Annotated in this window: 16 protein-coding genes and 1 pseudogene; 8 read left to right on the top strand and 9 right to left on the bottom strand. The window is 61.0% G+C overall.

Annotated features, from left to right (window positions below):
* Positions 1 to 50: 50 nt before the first annotated feature.
* Complete coding sequence (locus C934_RS0126700) at positions 51 to 611, bottom strand: GGDEF domain-containing protein (RefSeq protein ID WP_245268020.1); 561 nt, start codon at positions 609 to 611, stop codon at positions 51 to 53.
* A gap of 517 nt (positions 612 to 1128) precedes the next feature.
* On the opposite strand from C934_RS0126700, the gene C934_RS0126695 reads away from it, so the two are divergent.
* The 4 genes from C934_RS0126695 to C934_RS0126680 are packed head-to-tail and all read left to right on the top strand — an operon-like array spanning position 1129 to position 6625.
* Positions 1129 to 2490: a TolC family outer membrane protein gene (locus C934_RS0126695; RefSeq protein ID WP_018859612.1), complete on the top strand. Its 1362-nt coding sequence runs from the start codon at positions 1129 to 1131 to the stop codon at positions 2488 to 2490.
* 19 nt (positions 2491 to 2509) lie between these two features.
* On the top strand, positions 2510 to 4672 hold the full coding sequence (locus C934_RS0126690) for a type I secretion system permease/ATPase (protein WP_018859611.1): 2163 nt from the start codon (positions 2510 to 2512) through the stop codon (positions 4670 to 4672).
* Positions 4669 to 5964, top strand: coding sequence for an HlyD family type I secretion periplasmic adaptor subunit (locus C934_RS0126685; RefSeq protein WP_018859610.1), 1296 nt, complete (start codon positions 4669 to 4671; stop codon positions 5962 to 5964). Before C934_RS0126690 ends, C934_RS0126685 begins: the two co-directional genes overlap by 4 nt.
* 1 nt (position 5965) lies before the next feature.
* Positions 5966 to 6625, top strand: coding sequence for a ribbon-helix-helix domain-containing protein (locus tag C934_RS0126680; protein WP_018859609.1), 660 nt, complete (start codon positions 5966 to 5968; stop codon positions 6623 to 6625).
* Positions 6626 to 6694: 69 nt separating this feature from the next.
* Here C934_RS0126680 and C934_RS0126675 read toward each other — a convergent pair whose 3' ends face one another.
* Entirely contained in the window at positions 6695 to 7558 is an 864-nt protein-coding gene (locus C934_RS0126675; RefSeq protein WP_245268019.1) for a transglutaminase-like cysteine peptidase, read from the bottom strand.
* A gap of 322 nt (positions 7559 to 7880) precedes the next feature.
* On the opposite strand from C934_RS0126675, the gene C934_RS0126670 reads away from it, so the two are divergent.
* A complete protein-coding gene (locus tag C934_RS0126670; RefSeq protein ID WP_026372109.1) occupies positions 7881 to 9128 on the top strand; it encodes a hypothetical protein in 1248 nt (415 codons plus the stop codon).
* A gap of 193 nt (positions 9129 to 9321) precedes the next feature.
* Here C934_RS0126670 and C934_RS0126665 read toward each other — a convergent pair whose 3' ends face one another.
* Both C934_RS0126665 and C934_RS0126660 read right to left on the bottom strand, forming a co-directional pair.
* Entirely contained in the window at positions 9322 to 9762 is a 441-nt protein-coding gene (locus tag C934_RS0126665) for a hypothetical protein (RefSeq protein WP_018859606.1), read from the bottom strand.
* Between the two features lie 120 nt (positions 9763 to 9882).
* Complete coding sequence (locus tag C934_RS0126660) at positions 9883 to 11403, bottom strand: ABC-F family ATP-binding cassette domain-containing protein (RefSeq protein WP_026372108.1); 1521 nt, start codon at positions 11401 to 11403, stop codon at positions 9883 to 9885.
* Positions 11404 to 11807: 404 nt separating this feature from the next.
* Between C934_RS0126660 and C934_RS0126655 the strand changes: the two genes are divergently transcribed.
* Positions 11808 to 12110: an alkylphosphonate utilization protein gene (locus tag C934_RS0126655; RefSeq protein ID WP_018859604.1), complete on the top strand. Its 303-nt coding sequence runs from the start codon at positions 11808 to 11810 to the stop codon at positions 12108 to 12110.
* Between the two features lie 57 nt (positions 12111 to 12167).
* Here the strand turns inward: C934_RS0126655 and C934_RS0126650 are convergent, their stop codons facing one another.
* Positions 12168 to 13727, bottom strand: coding sequence for a helicase HerA-like C-terminal domain-containing protein (locus C934_RS0126650; RefSeq protein WP_018859603.1), 1560 nt, complete (start codon positions 13725 to 13727; stop codon positions 12168 to 12170).
* Between the two features lie 230 nt (positions 13728 to 13957).
* On the opposite strand from C934_RS0126650, the gene C934_RS0126645 reads away from it, so the two are divergent.
* On the top strand, positions 13958 to 14353 hold the full coding sequence (locus C934_RS0126645) for a hypothetical protein (protein ID WP_018859602.1): 396 nt from the start codon (positions 13958 to 13960) through the stop codon (positions 14351 to 14353).
* Positions 14354 to 14409: 56 nt separating this feature from the next.
* Here the strand turns inward: C934_RS0126645 and C934_RS0126640 are convergent, their stop codons facing one another.
* From C934_RS0126640 to tam, 4 genes are all read right to left on the bottom strand, one after another.
* A complete protein-coding gene (locus C934_RS0126640) occupies positions 14410 to 14841 on the bottom strand; it encodes a hypothetical protein (RefSeq protein WP_018859601.1) in 432 nt (143 codons plus the stop codon).
* A 110-nt stretch (positions 14842 to 14951) separates the two neighbouring features.
* On the bottom strand, positions 14952 to 15143 hold the full coding sequence (locus tag C934_RS34840) for a hypothetical protein (protein ID WP_169682815.1): 192 nt from the start codon (positions 15141 to 15143) through the stop codon (positions 14952 to 14954).
* 388 nt (positions 15144 to 15531) lie between these two features.
* Positions 15532 to 17040 carry a glucose-6-phosphate dehydrogenase gene (gene zwf, locus C934_RS0126630; RefSeq protein ID WP_018859599.1) on the bottom strand — a complete coding sequence of 503 codons (1509 nt, stop codon included), beginning with the start codon at positions 17038 to 17040 and terminating at the stop codon, positions 15532 to 15534.
* Positions 17041 to 17179: 139 nt separating this feature from the next.
* On the bottom strand, positions 17180 to 17950 hold the full coding sequence (gene tam, locus C934_RS0126625; protein ID WP_018859598.1) for a trans-aconitate 2-methyltransferase: 771 nt from the start codon (positions 17948 to 17950) through the stop codon (positions 17180 to 17182).
* Positions 17951 to 17961: 11 nt separating this feature from the next.
* Here tam and C934_RS35430 point away from each other — a divergent pair.
* A pseudogene (locus C934_RS35430) lies at positions 17962 to 18160 on the top strand (hypothetical protein); the annotation flags it as partial.

Raw genomic sequence — 18160 nt, 5'->3', positions numbered from 1 at the left:
AAAGGCGCCCTTCGGCGCCTTTTCCATTTTCGGGATTCGGCTAGACTAGGTCAGGCGGCCGGCAGCCGCGACAGCGGAATGGCGTCTTCGCGCTCGCCGCCGCGCTCCATGGCCATTTCGTCTGCCAACTGACGGATATGCGTGAAGTCGGTCGGTCCCTCGAAAACGGCGCCGCCGAGCCGGACGCCGATCGTCATCGGCGATCCCTCCGCCGAGAAAGAGGCTTCCGCAACGCGCCGGCGGATGCGGGTGCCGACGTCCTGGGCGTTTTCGCTGGTCGCGCCCGGGAGGAAGACGCCCAGCTCGTTGGTGGCGAGGCGCGCAACCAAGTCGCCCTTTCGCACCGACGACTGGATGATCGCGGCGAGCGACTGCATGACCGTGTCTGCCCATTGCGGGCCGTAGCGCCGACTGATCTCGTCGAGCGTATCGATGACGACGGCGATCATCACGCCGCCAGCGTCGGTGGCGATTCGCTTGCGCCGATCGATGTAGTGTTCGACGGCCGCAGCAAAGGCTGTCCCGTTCAGCGTTTTGGTTACGGCATCGTGGCGCGCAGTATAGTTAATCGTTTCTTGTAGTTTTTTTAGGTCGCCGACTTTGAGCTGCAAGATCAATAGCAGCGGAAATGCAACAAGAAGCGAAATTAAACCTGCGCCGACAAATCCCACCAAAAATGGTCGATCCGGTACGAGAAGGTTTAAGATAAGTAAAACGCCGACGGATCCAGCCACGTAGCAGACAGCACCGAGGGTTGCGATCCGAAGAGCTGAAACGATTGTGGCGGAAGAGTAACGCTGGCTAAAATTCATCGCGGGTCATGTCCGTTTGAAAGTAATGCCAGATAAACAGGTTCGGGCAAAGCCCCCGTTAAAAAATCCTGTAAAATTCTCGCTTTAGGCAGTTGTCCACTGGGATTAACTGTCTTGGCAGGAATGTCTGAAGCTGCGATTGGAATGTGGAAAGATTGGTGTTACTTCTTTGCCAAAGAAAATCTTTGGTATACGGGTACGCCGAGTGAATCTTTGATGTTGAGGGGCATCGAACTTGATTAAGGACAAAAGAATTTTTGCAGCATTGTCTGCGACGGTTGCTTTGAGTTTTTCGTTTTATGCTGATGCAAATGCAATGTCTCTGCAGCAGGCCATCGAAAAGACGATGAACACGAACCCGCAGATCTTGCAGGCTGCGAAGGATAGAGAAGCTATCGAGTTTGAACTACGTCAAGCGCGCGGTTTATACTTGCCATCCGTAGATTTGGAGAGCGGGATCGGGCGCCGTCGCTTGTCGAACGAAAGTTCCGGTTCGCTGAGAGATGACCATGACTATCTGTCGCCGGGCGATGTTGGTCTGACGATCTCGCAGACACTTTATGATGGCGGCAGCCGCCGCGCCCAGGTCGAACAGCAGGCTTCGCGCGTCGATGGCGCGTCCTTTCGGGTTCTCGAACGGTCTGAGTCGCTCGCACTCGAAGTGACGCAGGACTATCTGGAATACATGCTCCAGAACCAGATCGTTGCTGCCGCCAAGCAGAACGTTGCGTTCCATACGCAGATGGTCGGCGACATCGACGAGAGCATCAAGGGCGGTGCGCTCACGGACGCTGACCGCCTTCAGGGCAGCGAACGTCTGCAGGCCGCCAAGGCCCGGCTGCGCGAAGCGCTCGAAGAGCTTGAGCAGACGAAAATCCGCTTCCTTCAGGTCGTCGGCGAGCCAATCACCAATGCGCAGACGCCGCCGTCCGTTGGCAAGTACGTCCCGAAGACGCTGAACGACGCGGTCTTCGTCGCCGCCAAGAACAGCCCGCGCATCTATTCGGCCAATGCCGACGTCGATGCGGCCGATGCCGGGGTTCGTGGTGCGCGCGCCAACTACCTGCCGAAGGTCAATCTCGAAGGCTCGGCCCGCGTCGGCAACGACATCGATGGCGACGAAGGCAACACCAACGACTATCAGGTCCGTGTCGTTGCCCGCTGGAACCTCTATCGCGGCGGCATCGACGTTGCGCGCGAGCAGGAACAGATCCGTCGTGCCGGCGAGCAGCGCTACAATCTCGCCCAGGTTCAGCGCGAGGTCTCGGAGTCGGTCCGTTCCGCCTGGAACGAGCGCGTCAGCCGCGGCGAGCTGTCCGGCATCCTCAACAAGCAGGCCTCGATCAACAACCAGCTCGTCGGTTCCTACCGCGAGCAGTTCAAGGTTGGCCAGCGCTCGCTGCTCGATGTGCTCGATGCGCAGAACACGAAGTTCAACACTCAGGTTCTCGCTGATACCGCGCGCGTTGCGTCGCAGTTTGCCGAGTACAAGATCCTGGCGGCGTCGGGCAATCTGCTTCAGACGATGAAGCTGAAGCCGGTCGATCAGTCCAAACCTTATGCGCGGGAAGAGTTTGTTGTCCCCGCGGGCGTCGCGAATCCTGGATATGTCGAGCTTGATTCACATCAGAAGGCCGGTATGCCCCTGGACCTTCTAGCGCCAATTCGACAGCAATAGTCGACGTGGCCATGGAACAATGCTGAACGTAGCGCTCGGGACCTCCAGCAGCACACCGCTGCAGACATTCAAAGCCGCATTCAAATCCGTGGCTGCGTTCTATGGCCGACCAAGCTCCGACACGGTCCTCTTCTCCGGTCTCCCGGATGAGGTGACCGAGTCGCTTGAGATCGACGATGTCGAGCGCATGGCCGAGCGCATCGGCCTGCAGGTGATCAAGCATCAGGAGCGCGAGTGCCGCCAGAGCAATTTCGATTGCCCGGCGATCGTCGCGTTTGCCGACGGCAGCGTGTTGCCGCTGCTCGAGGTCGCCGAGGACGGCTCCTATGTCACTGATATCGTTCCGATTGCCGGCAACGCGATTCGTCTGGCGCGGGAAGAATTCCTGGCGCTGAAGCCGCAACTGGCCTTTGCCTTTACGCTTTACTATCAGAACGCCTCGGAAGAGGCGCTGGTCGGCAATGCCGTCGAGATCGAGAAGCGGCACTGGCTGGCAACGACGCTTGCGCCTTACTGGCGCACCTATGTCCGCGTCATGGTCGCGGCACTCTTCATCAACCTGATCGCGCTCGGCTCGCCGCTCTTTACGATGAACGTCTATGACCGGGTGCTGCCGAACAAGGCGATCCCGACGCTCTGGGTTCTGGCCGCGGGTATCTCGCTTGCCTATGTCTTCGATTTCCTGCTGAAGACCGCTCGCTCGTCGCTGATCGACTATGCCGGACGCAAGGCGGATCTGCGCCTGTCGCAGCTGCTGTTCGACAAGGTGCTGAATTCGACGCTCGCCTCGCGGCCGATGTCGACGGGCGAATATGCCAACCGCGTGACGCAGTATGAATTCGTTCGCGAGTTCTTCACGTCGAACACGATCGGCGTCCTGATCGACAGCCTGTTCGTCTTCATCTTCCTCGGCGTCATTTATCTGATTTCCGGCTGGCTCGTCGTGATCCCAGCGGTCGCCTTCGTCCTGTCGGTCGCGATCGGCTTGTGGGCGCAGGCCGCGATCGGCAAGCGCATGGCGACGGCCGCCAACGAGGCGTCGCGTCGCCAGTCTCTGCTGGTGGAAACGATCTCGACGATCGAAACGCTGAAGAGCCTGCGCGCCGAAGCCACTATGCTGCGCCGCTGGCAGGAACTGACAAAGTATTCGAGCCGCACCAGCGAGGATATCAAGCACATCTCGATGAACGCCATCAACATGACGATGTTCATCCAGCAGATGGTGAGCGTCCTGATCGTGATTGCCGGCACCTACGAGTTCTCCGAAGGCCGCATTGCCATGGGCGCGATCGTCGCGACGGTCATGCTGGCAAGCCGCGCCGGCGCGCCGCTCGGCCAGATCGCCATGACGCTGGCGCGGTTCCGTCAGGCGACCATGTCGCTTCGCATTCTCGACAAGATCATGGAGCAGCCCGACGACCGTCCGTCCACGGTCGGCTTCGTCAATCGCGAGATCACCCGCGGCGCTTTCAGCTTCCAGGATGTGTCTTTCCAGTATCCGGGATCGGACTATCCCGTCATCAACAAGCTGTCCTTTACCGTGAAGCCCGGCGAGCGCGTCGGCATCATCGGCCGCATCGGCTCGGGCAAGACGACGCTCGGCCGCTTGCTCGACGGGCTCTTTTCTCCCTCGGGTGGTCGCGTGCTGATCGATGGCGTCGATATCCGCCAGTACCACATGGCCGAGGTTCGCTCGGCGGTCGCCGTGGCCGGCCAGTCGTCCGATCTCTTCTCGGGAACGGTGAAGGAAAACCTGCTGATCGGACGCGCCGATGCGACCGACGAGGAGCTGCTCGAGGTCGCCCGCATGACCGGTGTCGACGAGTTCGTCGGCAATCATCCTCGCGGCTTCGACATGCCCGTCGGCGAACGCGGCACCAACCTGTCGAGCGGCCAGAAGCAGGCGCTGACGATTGCGCGCCTGTTGCTGACGAAACCGAAGATCGTGTTTCTCGACGAGCCTTCGGGCGCCATGGATCTGGCGACCGAGCGCAATCTGATCGCGCGCCTGTCGAAGGCTATCAGCCGTGACGCGACGCTGTTGATCGCCACCCACCGCTACAGCATGCTTGAACTCGTCGATCGCCTGATCGTCATCGATAAAGGACGCATCATCGCCGACGGTCCGAAGGGTGCGGTCATCGAGGCCATGCAGCGTAAACCAGCAGGGGCGCAGTCATGAGCCTCAGCAATCGTCACGACAATCCTCCGCTTCTCGCCCGCGGCATTCTGGCACTGGTGGCGCTCGTCATTGCGAGCTTCGTCGCCTGGGCGGCTATTGCCGACATCAACGAGATCGCCCGCGGCGAGGGCAAGGTCATTCCGGTCTCGAAGACGCAGATCATCCAGTCGTCGGAGCCCGGGGTCGTCCAGCAGATCGCCGTCGTCCTCGGTCAGGTCGTCCGCAAAGGTCAGCTACTCGTCCAGCTCGACAATACAACGACGACCTCCACCCTTGGCGAATCCGTTGCCAAGGCGCGTGCGCTCGGTGCCAAGGTTGCGCGCCTGAAGCTCGAGGAAGCTGGTCAATACGATACGCCGTTCATTTGCCCGGAAGAGATCCTGGCCGTCGCGAAGGATGTGTGCGCAAACGAGGAGCAGCTTTTCGCTGCCGATCGCGCCAGCTACCAGAACAAGCTTGGCGTCTTGCAGGAGCGCGTGCGCCAGCGCGAGAACGAGCTCAGCGAAGCCCACGCCAACATCGATCGCCTGCAGCAGAATATCGAAGGTGCCCAGCGCCAGTACGACCTAATTTTCCCGCTGGCACAGAAGAAGCTGGTGGCGCAGACGGAAGTGCTGAAGACCGAGCGGGATCTCACCGACCAGAAGGGCCAGCTCAAGGTTTACCAGGAAAGCATCGACCGCCTGCAGGCTGCCGTGCAGGAAGCCAAGCTGCAGCTCGGCGATCTTGCCCTCGAACTGCGTCAGCAGGCGCTGACGGACAAGGCGCAGGCGCTGGCCGAGCTTTCGGTCGTCGACGAGACCATCCGCGGCGCGTCCGACCGCGTCAAGCGCACCGACATCCGCTCGCCTGTCGACGGCATCGTCAACACGCTCGAGGTCAACACCATCGGCGCCTATGTCGATCCGGGCCGTGTCATCGCCGGCATCGTTCCGACCGCTGACACGCTGCTGGTCGAAGCCAAGATCTCGCCGCGCGATGTCGCCTTCGTGCGCCGCGGCCAGCCTGCCGTCGTCAAGGTCACCGCCTACGACTTCTCGATCTTCGGCGGCCTTGAGGGCGTCGTCGAGAATATCTCCGCAGACAGTCTCGTGGAGAAGGAAAAGGGCGAGACCTACTATCTGGTACAGGTCAAGACCGACAAGTCCGCGCTGGAGCGCAACGGCAAGTCCTATCCGATCATCCCCGGCATGGTTGCCTCGGTCGAGATCATGACCGGCAACAAGACCGTGCTGAGCTACCTGATGAAGCCGATCAACAAGGCGCGCAGCGAAGCGCTGACGGAGCGATAGGATGCTGATCGTCAAGCCAGGCAGCAACGCACTCACCGAACTCGAGCCGATCGAGGAGCCTTTGCCGGCCATCGGCGCCGAGGAGATCGAGCCGCGCTTCCGTGCGGTCGTCGGTCGAGGCGGCGAGCGCCGCGGTATCCGCCTCGAGCGGATCTACTGGGATGGCCTCGGGCGCATGTCGTCGGCCGGCAAGATGAGCACGGCCGACCTCGTGCACTATACGGCCTCACAGATGCCGGAGTCCGGCAACCTGGCCTCGCTGCTGCGTGTGCTCAGCTTCAAGTGGGCGCTGCGGAGGCTGGATACCGTCGAGGACGCCTCGTCCATTGCAAACGTCAATGCCATCATCCAGGCGTCGCCGTCGCCGACGATCCTGCTGACACAGGAAAAAAAGATCCAGCTCTTCAACGATCCCTTCCTGACCATGCTGCGCCAGCGTCTTCCGCTTGGTGATGCGGCGCAGTTGACGAAGAGCTTGCGCTTCTCGATCGACACGCAGATCGATGAGGCGATCGCCACGCTCTATCGCAACAGGGGCAAGACGCTGAACACCGGCTTCACCATAGCCGTCGGCTCGGCCTCGATGAAGGGCCAGATCAATCTGGCTTTGGCGCCAACGCATGAGAAGCCGATGCTGATCGGCTATGTCTCTCGTTACTGACCAGAAAATCCCAGACATGAAAAAAGCGGCCGAGATTCAGCCGCTTTTTCTGCATCTTGCCGGCGATTTTCAGAACGTCGTGCCTTCGCCTGGAGCGACCTTTTCGAGTGGCAATGCCGAGGCAACCTGCTTGGCGCCGGTGCGTGTTCCGTGCAGGTAGCCCTTGCCGTCCGCGATCGAGTAGAGCGGCACATAGTCGGGCAGCTTGGTATCCGGCAGAACCTCGTCACGCATGTTGTCGAGAATGAAGCGGTTGCCGTTCACCGCAACGGAAAGCACGGCGTGGTAGAAATGGCGCTTCTGATCGAACAGGACAATGACGGACATGTCCTTGAGCTCGACGCCTTCGGCGTGCAGCGCGGCCATCTTCAGGATCGCGAAGTCCTCGCAATCGCCCTGCTGGCGCGAGAGCGTTTCGGCGGGCGTCGCCCAGTAGTCGGCCACCTTGTAGGTGTCGATGTCGCGGCTGTAGCGGATCGTGTGATTGATCGTGATGTTGACCGCGTTCAGCTTGTCGCGGATCGAGGACTGCGACGTCTTGCTGAAGGCAACTTTGATCGCGGTCGCGGCCTCGGAGCACTTGCCTGCGCTGCAGTCAATTGCGGTTCCATCCGTCATTTCCGACAGGGACGGTTCGAGCTTCTTCAGGGCAGCCAGTCGTTTGAAAGGAATGGCAACCGTCCCGAAAGCGGCGCCACCTGCCGGCGCGGCGATCGCCGGACGCGCAACCGGTTGGGCTGGAGCGACGCTCTCGTTCACCCAGCCGGCCGGCTCGGGCTGTAGCGAGCGCGTCAGCGCGGCAACGTCGATGGTGCCGATGCTTTTCGTCGCAAGGCTGAGGACGTTGGCGACGCCGCCGAGCGTCAGAGCGCGGGCCGTTTCAGCCGCCAGGTCAACGGAGTAGATCCCGCCTGACATTTGCGAAGACGGCAATACGGATGCCGCCGAAATATTCGGTGCAAATGCGGCTGAAAATGCAGACAAAGTAAAAGCAGCGACATTGCTTGTTTTTATACTGCGCTTCATCGATGGTTGTCTCTCGTTGGCTGCGAGAAACGTACAAAACATCTATAAAAATCAGGTATTTAAGCGTGGATAAGGTTGGTATAAATTATCTCTTCAAAAGAACATAAAAGTTTAGTGTGCCCGTCAACCAAGTTTGGGCGAAGGGTTTGCTTTCCGGTGTTGCCTGTGCAGATATGAAATCCTGTCAAAGGGCCGGAAAAGGCCGCGATTGCGAGTGGTGGGGGAACAGGTGACAGTGCAGTCAATCGAGCCGGTGCAAGGCTCGCATGGTTTACGCTCGACACGGCAAGTGTCGCCTTCGGAAGGCGCCGGTCCCCTCAAACTCATCAAATTCGTTCTCGCAATGTCGATCGTCGTCGCCTGCGGTGCGCTCATGGGCTGCCAGTCCGACGTCGATGGCATCGCCAAGAATGTGAAAACCAACGATATCAAGGCACCTTCGAGCGAGGTCGAGGAAAGCTTCGGAGAAACGGGAGCGGAGATCACGCTGCTGCTGCCCAAGGGCGCGACCGGCATCTATGAGGGTGCTGCGCGTGACGTGCGCGACGGTGCCGGCCTCGGCGTCGGCGAACTCGGCGGCAACCAGGTCTTCGTGAAGGTTGTCGACGTGGCCTCCGGCGCTCCAGCCGCCGCGACCGCGGTCAGCGAGGCGAGGGCGCGCGGTTCCGTTCTCCTCGTGAGCTACGCATTGCCTGCCGTCACCTCGGCTATCGCTGCGGTGCCGGCTGACCAGCGGCCGGCTTTGCTCAATCTGGGCGCCCCTGTGCCGCCAACATCGGGCAATGTCTACAACTTCGTTTCCGATGAAATCGACAGCGCCATTGAAGGCGTGCAGGCAGCCGCCGCCAGCGGCCACAAGAAGGTGCTGGTTTTCGCCCAAAACGACTTTCCCGCTGCTGACGAGGCCCGGTTGGCAAGCGCCATCCACGCCGGCGGCGGCACGTATCTCGGCCTTGCCCGCTACGATCTGACGGACGCTGCCGCCGCTGATGCGGTCAAGAGGGCGGGCGCCAATCTGCAGAATGCCGATACCGTGCTCGTTCTCGGGAAAACGGTGATCACCACGACCATCGCCGGCGCCGTGAAGGCCAGCGGCAAGACGAACGTCACCTTCGTCGGCACAAGCGCCTGGCCGCCGCAAACGTATACGGATCCCTCGGTGGCAGGCACGGTGATTGCCATGGTCGAGCCCGAAGGCGCGACGATGATCGCCGAGCGCTACCAGCGGCACTACAAGCGCGCACTCTCCACCGACGCGGCTTACAGCTACGATGCTGTTGCCGTTGCCTCGGGCATTGTCCGGACAAAGGGACCGGAGGGAATGAACGCACAGAACCTGACCAGCAAGGTCGGCTTCCGCGGCGTGACCGGTCTCTTCCGGATGACGCCGGCGGGTACCGTGGAGCGCAAGATGAGCCTTTATTCCCTTAACGGCGGCAAGCTTAGCCTGCTCGGCGCCACGCCGGCCTCGTTCTGATAACCCACACACTTGGACATCGGACCGTATGGGTCCGCCTTCACCAAGCGCCGTGCTAGGCGCTTAGAGACCCGGCCGGCAGGTGCTTCGCCCGGCAAACGGAAGGGTAGTTGCCGCGCCGCCATTGTCTCCTGCTAATCAGGAGTCAGGGCACGAATTCACGTCAAACGGCCAGGCAGCATTCCTTTTGCTCTCACTTGGCGGCCTTGTCGGTGCCAAGTAGGTAGCCTCCGTCCCAGTGATAGATCTGCTTGTCGTCGACCGTGACCTTGACGACCGCCTGGAAACCGGCGAGCGTCCCGCTGCCGGCATGAAACGCACAGGTTCCTTGCATTGGGCTGGCGGTGTCGTAGGTGACGCAGTACCCGACCGCCGTGTCTCCGTTTCCGACGGCAATAACAGCCGTGCTACTGCCGAAAAGGGGACTGCCGGTCACCGGCCCATAGTACAAGATCTTGGTACCCGCCGGGATCGCCGCCAGGTTCGATTCCGTAATCGTGCAGAAGCTCGGAGTCTCGCCGGTGTACTGGCTACATTCCTTAGAGATCTTGAGTGGTTGCATAGAGGGCGCCGCATGCGCCACGGACGCTAGTACCAGGATGGCACCAGCCGACAGGATCAACAATCTGCTCATTGCCTAGTCCCCCAGTCGAATGGTGTCGAGAACTCTACTCTCTATCGCCTCTCCTCGCAATTCGCTGCTTGGTCCAGGGAGCGCCGTCCGCGACGCCGCCGACTTGCATGAGTCCGGACCCTAAGGCCGTGCAGCCGCGAAGAAGGGCTCCGGACTCTCCACTTCGATCAGCCGCCGGCGCTCGATCTGCCAGAACCGGTTGCCGATGGCGCGCACGAAGCTGCGGTCGTGGGAAACAACAAGGCAGCTCGCCTGGTGGGCCATGAGTTCGCCCTCCAGCGCTTCCTGCCCGTCGATATCGAGGTGGTTGGTCGGCTCGTCGAGCAGATAGAAGTTCGGCTCCGCCAGCCGCAAAACCAGCATGCCGAGCCGCGCCTTCTGCCCGCCCGACAGCCGCCCGACCGGACGCGACTGCATGTCGATGGTCATGCCGGCCCCCGCGAGCAGCGCCCGCGCCCGCTGGTCGCCAACGTCGAAGCGGCGGATGATCGTCTCCATCGGCGTATCGCTGTCCTTCAAGTCGGCCAGCGCCTGGTCACTATAGCCGAGCACCAGCGAAGGGGTGGCCTTGATGCCGTCCTGCGCCGTCTCCGGATGGCCGATTGCCTTTCGCAGCATCGCGATCAGCCGTGATTTGCCGGCGCCGTTCTCCCCGAGCAATACGATCCGGTCACCCTGGCAGATGAACTGCTTGCCGGTCCGGAAGAGTGTCGTGCCTTCAGGGGTACGGACCTCCGCTTCGTCGAGTGTCACAAGCACCTTGGCATGCGTGCCGCGGTTGGCGAGCTTGATCGCACCGGCCGATCGCTCGAGATGGGCGGGCTTGGCCGCATCCTCGAGCTTGTCGGCGCGTTGCTTCAGCTGCTTTGTCTTGACAACCAGCAGGTCGCTGCCGGAGTTGATGCCGATATTGTTGAGTTTCGCCGCCTGCTTGCGCAATTGCTCGGCAGTCTTCATGTCGCGTTCGTAGCGTCTCCTGTCGGCCGCGTCCGCCTCATCAAGCGCTGCCCGCGCCCGGCTGTAGGGCAGGGAGAAGACCTGCGACTGCTCCGGCCGCAGGAACAGCGTACGATTGGTGACTGCATCGAGAAAGGCACGGTCGTGGCTGGAGATGATCACAGGCACATCGCGGGGCAGGGCGTTCAACCAATCCTCAAGCGCCGCGATCTTGCCGAGATCGAGGTGGTTGGTCGGCTCGTCGAGCAGCAGCGCGTCGGGCTCCATCACCCAGGTGCGCGCCAGCATCGCCAGCCGCTGCCAGCCGCCGCTGAGCTGCCTGACCGGGCGGCTGCGCAAGGCTTCGGGCACGTCCAGCGAATCCAGCACGATGTCCACGCGCCAGCTTTCGTTCGCCTGCTGATCGGCAGGCAGCGCCTGAAGGACAGCATCGTGGAACGGCACGTCAAGCAGCTTGGTTGGCACGTCCTGTTCGACATAGCCGATCGTCAGCCCGCGCGAGCGCGTGATGTCGCCGTGGGTTGCCTCGAGCGCTCCCGAAATGCAGCGGAGCAGTGTGGACTTGCCGCGGCCGTTGGCGGCGACCAGCCCCAGACGGTCGCCGGCATTGATGACGAGGTCAAGCTTGGCAAAAAGCGGTGCGCTGAGGGTGATGCCGAGATTGCGGATATTGATAAGGGTCATGATCTTGCTCTGGTCTTGCCGAGCGATCACACGGGCGAGGGCATGCAGCCTTCATCGCGTGCGTGTGCTTCGAGCTCGGTGGATGAGTATTGCAGACGGGCGAATGCCCAAACTGCTGCCACGAAGGGCAGACCAGGGAAGAGAGTTTGTGAGAAACGGTCTCTGGTCAGCCCTGCAAACGCATTTGCAGGGCGTTGACGGGGCCACGTTGCCGGTTGAACCGGAAATAGAAATTTTGCACGCGACCCTCCTTTCTCTTTGAGCGCATAGGAGAAATAGCATTGCTAACCCAGGAATGCAACCAAAGCGCTTGTGCTGCGCGGTCGCGCTCCCGAACTTGCATTGGGCAGCATGGTTGCTGTAAGCGGCTCGACAGGTATTCTTAAATTTCCAGGAGAGACGCCATGGCAGGCGGTGACGACGATTACGTTTATGATGAAGTGACGGGCGAATGGCGTCCGGCTTCGGAAATGGCTGCCGCGGCCGCGCAGGCCGCTGAGGTCCGGGATGCTGCCGGAAACGTCCTCAAGGACGGCGATTCCGTCACCCTCATCAAGGATCTGAAGGTGAAGGGCGCCAATCAGACCCTAAAGCAGGGCACGGTCATCCGCTCGATCCGGCTGACGGATAACCCGGAAGAGATCGACTGCCGCCACGACACCATCAAGGGCCTTGTCTTGCGCACGGAGTTCGTCCGCAAGCGTTGAGCGCGTGACGGGCAGAGGATTTCGCGGGCGGAACGAGGGCGATAAGCCCCCTTCCGCTCAGCGCTTCAAACTTCCGAGGATGCCGCGCACCAGGGCCCGGCCGACCTGTGTCGCCACCGTACGGGCCACGCTCTTCATCGCCGCTTCCACGACCGTTTCGCGCTGGTAGCCGGAGGAGCGGGCGCGGCCCTGGCTCTTGGCCTGCGGTTCGGTGTCATCATCGCCGAAGCCCGGCAGTGTCCAGCGACCCGAGGCGCTGCCCTCGGTCGGCTCGGTCGGCTGCACCTGCTTGGCTGCATCGGAGTCGGATGCCTTCTTGGCGCGCGCCGCCAGAATCTCGAAGGCGGATTCACGATTGAGATCTTCGTCGTAGACCCCAAGCACCGGGCTCTTATCCATGATCTGCTGGCGCTCCGGATCGGTCAGCGGGCCGACGCGTCCGGAGGGCGGGCGCACCAGCGTCCGCTCGACGATCGAGGGTGAGCCTTTCGCCTCCAGTGTCGACACCAGCGCTTCGCCAGTGCCGAGCGTGGTGATGACGGTGGCGCAGTCGAAGGCAGGGTTGGGACGGAAGGTGTCCGCCGCTGTCCTCACAGCCTTCTGCTCGCGCGGCGAATAGGCGCGCAGCGCATGTTGCACCCGATTGCCGAGCTGCGCGAGCACGGTTTCCGGCACATCGAGCGGGTTCTGCGTCACGAAATAGACGCCGACCCCCTTCGAACGGATGAGGCGGACGACCTGTTCAACACGCTCGATCAGCACCTTCGGCGCGTCGTTAAAGAGCAGGTGTGCCTCGTCGAAGAAGAAAACGAGGTTCGGCTTCTCAGGATCGCCCACTTCCGGCAGTTCCTCAAAGAGCTCGGAAAGCAGCCACAGCAGGAAGGTCGCATAGAGCCGCGGGTTCATCATCAACTTGTCGGCGGCGAGCACGGAAATCTGGCCATAGCCGCGGTTGTTGGTCCGCATGATGTCGGTGATCTTCAGCGCCGGTTCGCCGAAGAAGTGTTCGGCGCCCTGCTGTTCCAGCACAAGGAGGCCACGCTGGATCGAGGCGACCGACGCCTTCGAGATCAGACCGAACCGGCTGGAAAGCTCGGTTGCGTTCTCCGCCATGTAATTCAGCAGCGAGGAAAAGTCCTTGAGGTCGAGCAGGGGGAGCCCGCCCTGGTCGGCGAGCTTGAAGGCGATATTGATGACGCCCTCCTGCGGCTCGGAGGCATCCATCAGCCGCGCGAGAAGCAGCGGCCCCATTTCGGCAATGGTGGTGCGGACGCGATGGCCCTTCTCGCCGAAGAGGTCCCAGAAGATGACCGGGAACTGGTCGAACTCGTAATCGTCGAAGCCGATCTGCTCGGCGCGCTTGGTGAGAAAATCCTTCGGTTCGCCCTTGGCGGCGATACCGGAAAGATCACCCTTGATGTCGGAGCAGAAGACGGGCACGCCGGCCCTCGAGAAGCCCTCGGCCAGCACCTGCAGCGTTACCGTCTTGCCGGTGCCGGTTGCGCCCGTTACCAGGCCGTGGCGGTTTCCGAATTTCAGGTCGAGATATTCCGGCTTGTTGACGCTGTCATCCGGATTGCGGCTGACGCCGACGAAAATCTTGCCATCCTCGAGCATTTCGAAAATTCTCCCTGCGGCTGTCGGCGCCGATTGCGTCAAAATGCGGAGCGTCGTTTCCGCATGGTCATTGTAATATCGCTTCCCTGTTATAAGCAGGGAGCCCGGTGCGGACAACTGTCTGCATTAAAAGGAAAAGTAAGATAAAGGGTGCTTTTGCGGCCGGCGGCTTGAGTTGCCCGGAAAGTTCGACTAACGTTGACGTTAACGTCAAAAATAGGAGGCTGACAATGAATGAAATCGTAGACCAGATCGCCGCGCGTGTGGGCATCACTCCGGAACTGGCCGAAAAGGCGGTGGGCATGATGCTCGGCTTCCTGCAGCGCGAGGCGGCAGACGGTCCGGTCGCCAAGATGATCGAAGCCATTCCGGGCGCTTCCGACCTCGTTGCCAAGTACAACGGCGAAGGCGCGAGCGGCGGCGGCGGGATCCTCGGCAGCATCATGGGCGCGCTCGGCGGCGGCGGCATCATGGCGCTCGGCCAGCAGCTGATGTCGGAAGGCCTCGGCATGGGCGAGATCACCACGCTTGCCAAGGAAACCATCGCGATTGCCGAGCAGCACGCCGGCAAGGAAGTTGTGGACGAGGTTGTCGGCTCGGTTCCGGGCCTCAGCCAGTTCGTCTAAGCGGCAAGACGAGACTTTCGGCGGGCGGGCTTGTTCCCGCCCGTTCGCTTTTGTGGTTACGGCGTGACGCCAAGCAAGGCCAGCCAGGCTTGCGACTGGTCGCCGGCAGCCTTGCGTCCGGCATCGTCAAGCACACGCGGGCCGCAATAACGGTCGATGTTGGTTCGGTCGGTGTCGTTGATCTCTGGGTTGTGCGATGCCGCAATAACCTGACGCCAGGCACAGCCAAGGACGGGCTCGACAACGATGCCCTCGTTGCAGCCGGTGCTCAGGCAGAAAGAAATTTTCCTCTGACTTTCGATGCGACCGGCGATGGCATCCGCGTAAAGGCCGGTCCAATCAGCACGGATCTGTTCGCAGCGCTCGGCAGCGTCGCTTTGCCGGCAACCGATCTTCGGAACATAGCTGTCCGCGGGTGGCCAGTCGGCAACCTCAGCGAGGCTGACGCATCCACAGGCAAGAAGAACGGCTGCAATCAACTGCGACATCGGGCCTCTTAACCGGCAAGAGAATCACTGGAGACAAGCTACAGCTTCTCTTGCGTGTTAGGGAGGCACTTCTGAAGCGTCATGGCATCAAAGCCGGCAAGGCAGCCGGTTTAATGCTTGCTCTTCGTTTCTCTTGCAAGCTTAAGGATGACGTCGTCGGCAGCGTCGGCCAGAGCCATCGCGATTTCGGCTGCCTTCCATCCCCTTTTCTCGCCATTGCGAATGAGCTCGAAAAGGAGGGGTTCGAACTCCGACCTGCAGGTTTCCATACGCTGATCGGAAATCGAACGATTCTTAGCCAATTGACTATCTACCATGTCAATACCCCAAAACCCTCGAGATAGATTTAGCAAGGCAGCGAGAGAGCGCAAGTAAATATATTAATCGAGCTTTAACAATTTCGACTAATATATACTTTATTCGCCAAATGCTAGAAAAATACAAGAAGGGCCCGTCGGGGTTGGACGAGCCCCGCCTTCTTTGTCGCACAGAAAAAGCAACGCGGTCAGCCGGAGAATCTTCGCTATACTAGGCGAAAGGGTCAACACATCCATATTTTGTATAGCACACCATAAATGTGTTGCGATGGGTCTCGTCCATACGAGATGGTACAATATCTATGCTCGCCATGCGCGAGCTGCCGGGAAATTCTATTCGGTTTTACTTTAGTTAAGCGTGTATTTCCGGACTTTACTTTGGATCGTGGTTGCGGGTGGCTGCGCCCAGTTCATGCCACTCCCGGCCATCGCGGCGGATCAGTTCGTCGGCGCAGGATGGACCACTGCTTCCAGGCGCGTACGACTCCGGCGTTTCGCTGCTTTTCGCCCATATATCCAGGAAGGGTTGCACCGCCGACCAACCGGCCTCGATGCCGTCGGCGCGCTGGAACAGCGTCTGGTCACCGGTGAAAAGATCGTAGAGCAGCGACTCGTACCCGGTCATCTTGCCGATGTCGAACTCGTCGGCATAGCGGAAGTCGAGCGAGACCGGGACGGTGTCGACAGATAGGCCGGGCGACTTGATGGAGATCTCGACGCTCAGCCCTTCGTCGGGCTGGACCTGGATGACCATCTTGTTCGGCGGCAGGTGACGGTTGACATCCGTTTTCCGAAACTGCGCGAAGGGCACCTGCTGGAAGGTGATGACAACTTCCGTATCGCGCGCCTTCAGCGCCTTGCCGGTCCTGAGATAGAAGGGCACGCCGGCCCAACGCCAGGAATCGACGTAGAGCTTCATCGCGACGAAGGTTTCGGTATTGCTGTCGGGCGAGACGTCCTTGGTTTCCCGGAACGCGGTAATGTCGTTTCCGTCGAGCTTGCCTGATGTGTAGGCGCCGCGGACGGCATGTGCTTTGGCTTCCTCCGGCGTATAGATGCGCAACGCGCTCAGCGCCTTGCTCTTTTCCGTACGGATCGCTTCGGCGCCAAATCCGTTCGGGGCCTCCATCGCGATCATCGCCAGCAGTTGGAACAGATGATTGGGGATCATATCGCGCATTGCGCCGGTCGCGTCGTAGAATTTGCCGCGCGTGCCGACGTCGACTGTTTCGGCGGCGCTGATCTGCACGTGGTCGATATAGTTGTTGTTCCAGAGCGCCTCGATCATCATGTTGGCAAAGCGGGCGGTCAGAATATTCTGTACCGTCTCCTTCCCCAGGAAGTGGTCGAGGCGGTAGACCTGGCTCTCGGAGACATTGGCGAGGATGCGGGCGTTCAGCGCGCGGGCCGAGGCGAGGTCGGTGCCGAAAGGCTTCTCGATGGCAATCCGCCGGAAGCATCCGTCAGTCTCGCTGGTGAGGCCGTGCCGGGCCAGCTTTTCGACCAGCGGGCCGAAGAACTGCGGCGGTACCGCGAAGTAGAAGGCCGCGTTACAGTTGGTCAGGTGCTTCTTGATCTCGACGAATATGCCGTCTTGCGTGAAATCGCCTGAAATGTAGGAGATACGCTGCCGCAGACTCCGCCAGGCGTCGTCGGTCTCCGGGCGGATCGGGTCGCTCAATCCGGCTAGGAAGCTGTCCAGCCTCGCAACCAGTGAGGCGTCGTCGCCAGCTTCTATGCCGACGCCGAGGATCTCCAGATCGTCGCCGACCAATCCGCTTCGCGTCAGATTGATGATCGCCGGTATCAGCAGGCGTCGCGTCAGGTCGCCGGTAGCGCCGAAGATGACGAGTGTGGCTGACGGAATGGGGGCGGCGTCCATGAAGGTTTCCTCGCTGTTTCCATCGACTATAGTGCTCGCTTGTGCGGCGGCAAGCAGGATGCCGCCTGCAGGGCAATGTCATCGCATCCTGTCTTGCCCGTCGACTGACCAATCGGAGCCGTCAATCCGTCAGGGCGTGTCAGCCCTTGACCGCCACCATGAAGATCCGCGGGAAGCGCAACAGCACGCGCCCGTCCGACATCTTCGGGTAGGCCTTTTCAACGCGGCCGAGATAGTCCGCCAGGAACGCCTCGCGATGCTCTTCGCCTGCGTGATCGAGATAGGGCCGCAGGCCCGTTCCTTTGACCCATTCGATGATTGCCGCGGCGTCAGCCATTGGATGGTTGTAGGCTGTATGCCAGATGTCGACGCGGGCGGCCTTGCCGATGAGCCGGCTGTAATAGGTGGAGGCCGGCGGCAGGGTTTTGCGGCGAACGCTCCGCGCCTCGAACGCTGCTTTCCACGGGCCGGCATGCGCCGTCTCCTCCATCAGCAGATGCGTCGGCTCGGTCAGATTATCGGGCATTTGCACCGCCAGCACGCCGCTCGGCGCAAGTCCGTCCATCAAGCGATCGAAAATGTCGAGGTGCTCAGGCAGCCACTGGAAGACGGCATTCGCAAAGAGGAGGTCCGCCGGTTCGCTCGGCCGCCAGGTGGCAAGGTCGGCGTCGACAAAGGGCGTGCCGGGCATGCGCTTGCGAGCCGCTTCCAGCATGTTCAGGTCGCTGTCCAGGCCGGAAACGCCTTTGGCACCGAAACGCTCGACAATCAGCTCCGTCGAATTGCCCGGCCCGCAGCCGAGGTCCACGGCGTGGCGGACGCGTTCAAGCGGCACCTGCGCCAACAGATCCCGCGCCGGGCGTGTGCGTTCATCCTCGAATTTGACATACTGGCTGGCAGACCATGCCATGACCATCTCCAATGAAAGAACACAAGGGGCAAAACGCCTTCAACTGGCAGCTTTTCCTTGGGTTCGGTTTCGTGTTGATCGACGTTTTCGCCGATCGGCTAAATCTCGTGCTTCCGCTGGACAGGTGGTTCCTCGCCCTTCGGTTCTCGAACCAATCTCCAATGCGTGACCTGATGCGTTGGCTTCGGTCACAGAGTGATGTTCGGCTCC

Origin of the sequence: Rhizobium sp. 42MFCr.1, assembly GCF_000377185.1 — a bacterium.
Taxonomy (GTDB): Bacteria; Pseudomonadota; Alphaproteobacteria; order Rhizobiales; family Rhizobiaceae; genus Rhizobium; species Rhizobium altiplani.
This window is presented reverse-complemented; position numbering and strand designations above follow the sequence as displayed.

What these genes read in the sequence shown, in the direction of transcription:
- C934_RS0126695 (WP_018859612.1), top strand. Translation starts at nt 1,129, where the DNA reads ATGTCTCTGCAGCAGGCCATCGAAAAGACGATGAACACGAACCCGCAG.
- C934_RS0126690 (WP_018859611.1), top strand. Translation starts at nt 2,510, where the DNA reads ATGCTGAACGTAGCGCTCGGGACCTCCAGCAGCACACCGCTGCAGACA.
- C934_RS0126685 (WP_018859610.1), top strand. Translation starts at nt 4,669, where the DNA reads ATGAGCCTCAGCAATCGTCACGACAATCCTCCGCTTCTCGCCCGCGGC.
- C934_RS0126680 (WP_018859609.1), top strand. Translation starts at nt 5,966, where the DNA reads ATGCTGATCGTCAAGCCAGGCAGCAACGCACTCACCGAACTCGAGCCG.
- C934_RS0126665 (WP_018859606.1), bottom strand. Translation starts at nt 9,762, where the DNA reads ATGAGCAGATTGTTGATCCTGTCGGCTGGTGCCATCCTGGTACTAGCG.
- C934_RS0126660 (WP_026372108.1), bottom strand. Translation starts at nt 11,403, where the DNA reads ATGACCCTTATCAATATCCGCAATCTCGGCATCACCCTCAGCGCACCG.
- C934_RS0126655 (WP_018859604.1), top strand. Translation starts at nt 11,808, where the DNA reads ATGGCAGGCGGTGACGACGATTACGTTTATGATGAAGTGACGGGCGAA.
- C934_RS0126650 (WP_018859603.1), bottom strand. Translation starts at nt 13,727, where the DNA reads ATGCTCGAGGATGGCAAGATTTTCGTCGGCGTCAGCCGCAATCCGGAT.
- C934_RS0126645 (WP_018859602.1), top strand. Translation starts at nt 13,958, where the DNA reads ATGAATGAAATCGTAGACCAGATCGCCGCGCGTGTGGGCATCACTCCG.
- C934_RS0126640 (WP_018859601.1), bottom strand. Translation starts at nt 14,841, where the DNA reads ATGTCGCAGTTGATTGCAGCCGTTCTTCTTGCCTGTGGATGCGTCAGC.
- zwf (WP_018859599.1), bottom strand. Translation starts at nt 17,040, where the DNA reads ATGGACGCCGCCCCCATTCCGTCAGCCACACTCGTCATCTTCGGCGCT.
- tam (WP_018859598.1), bottom strand. Translation starts at nt 17,950, where the DNA reads ATGGCATGGTCTGCCAGCCAGTATGTCAAATTCGAGGATGAACGCACA.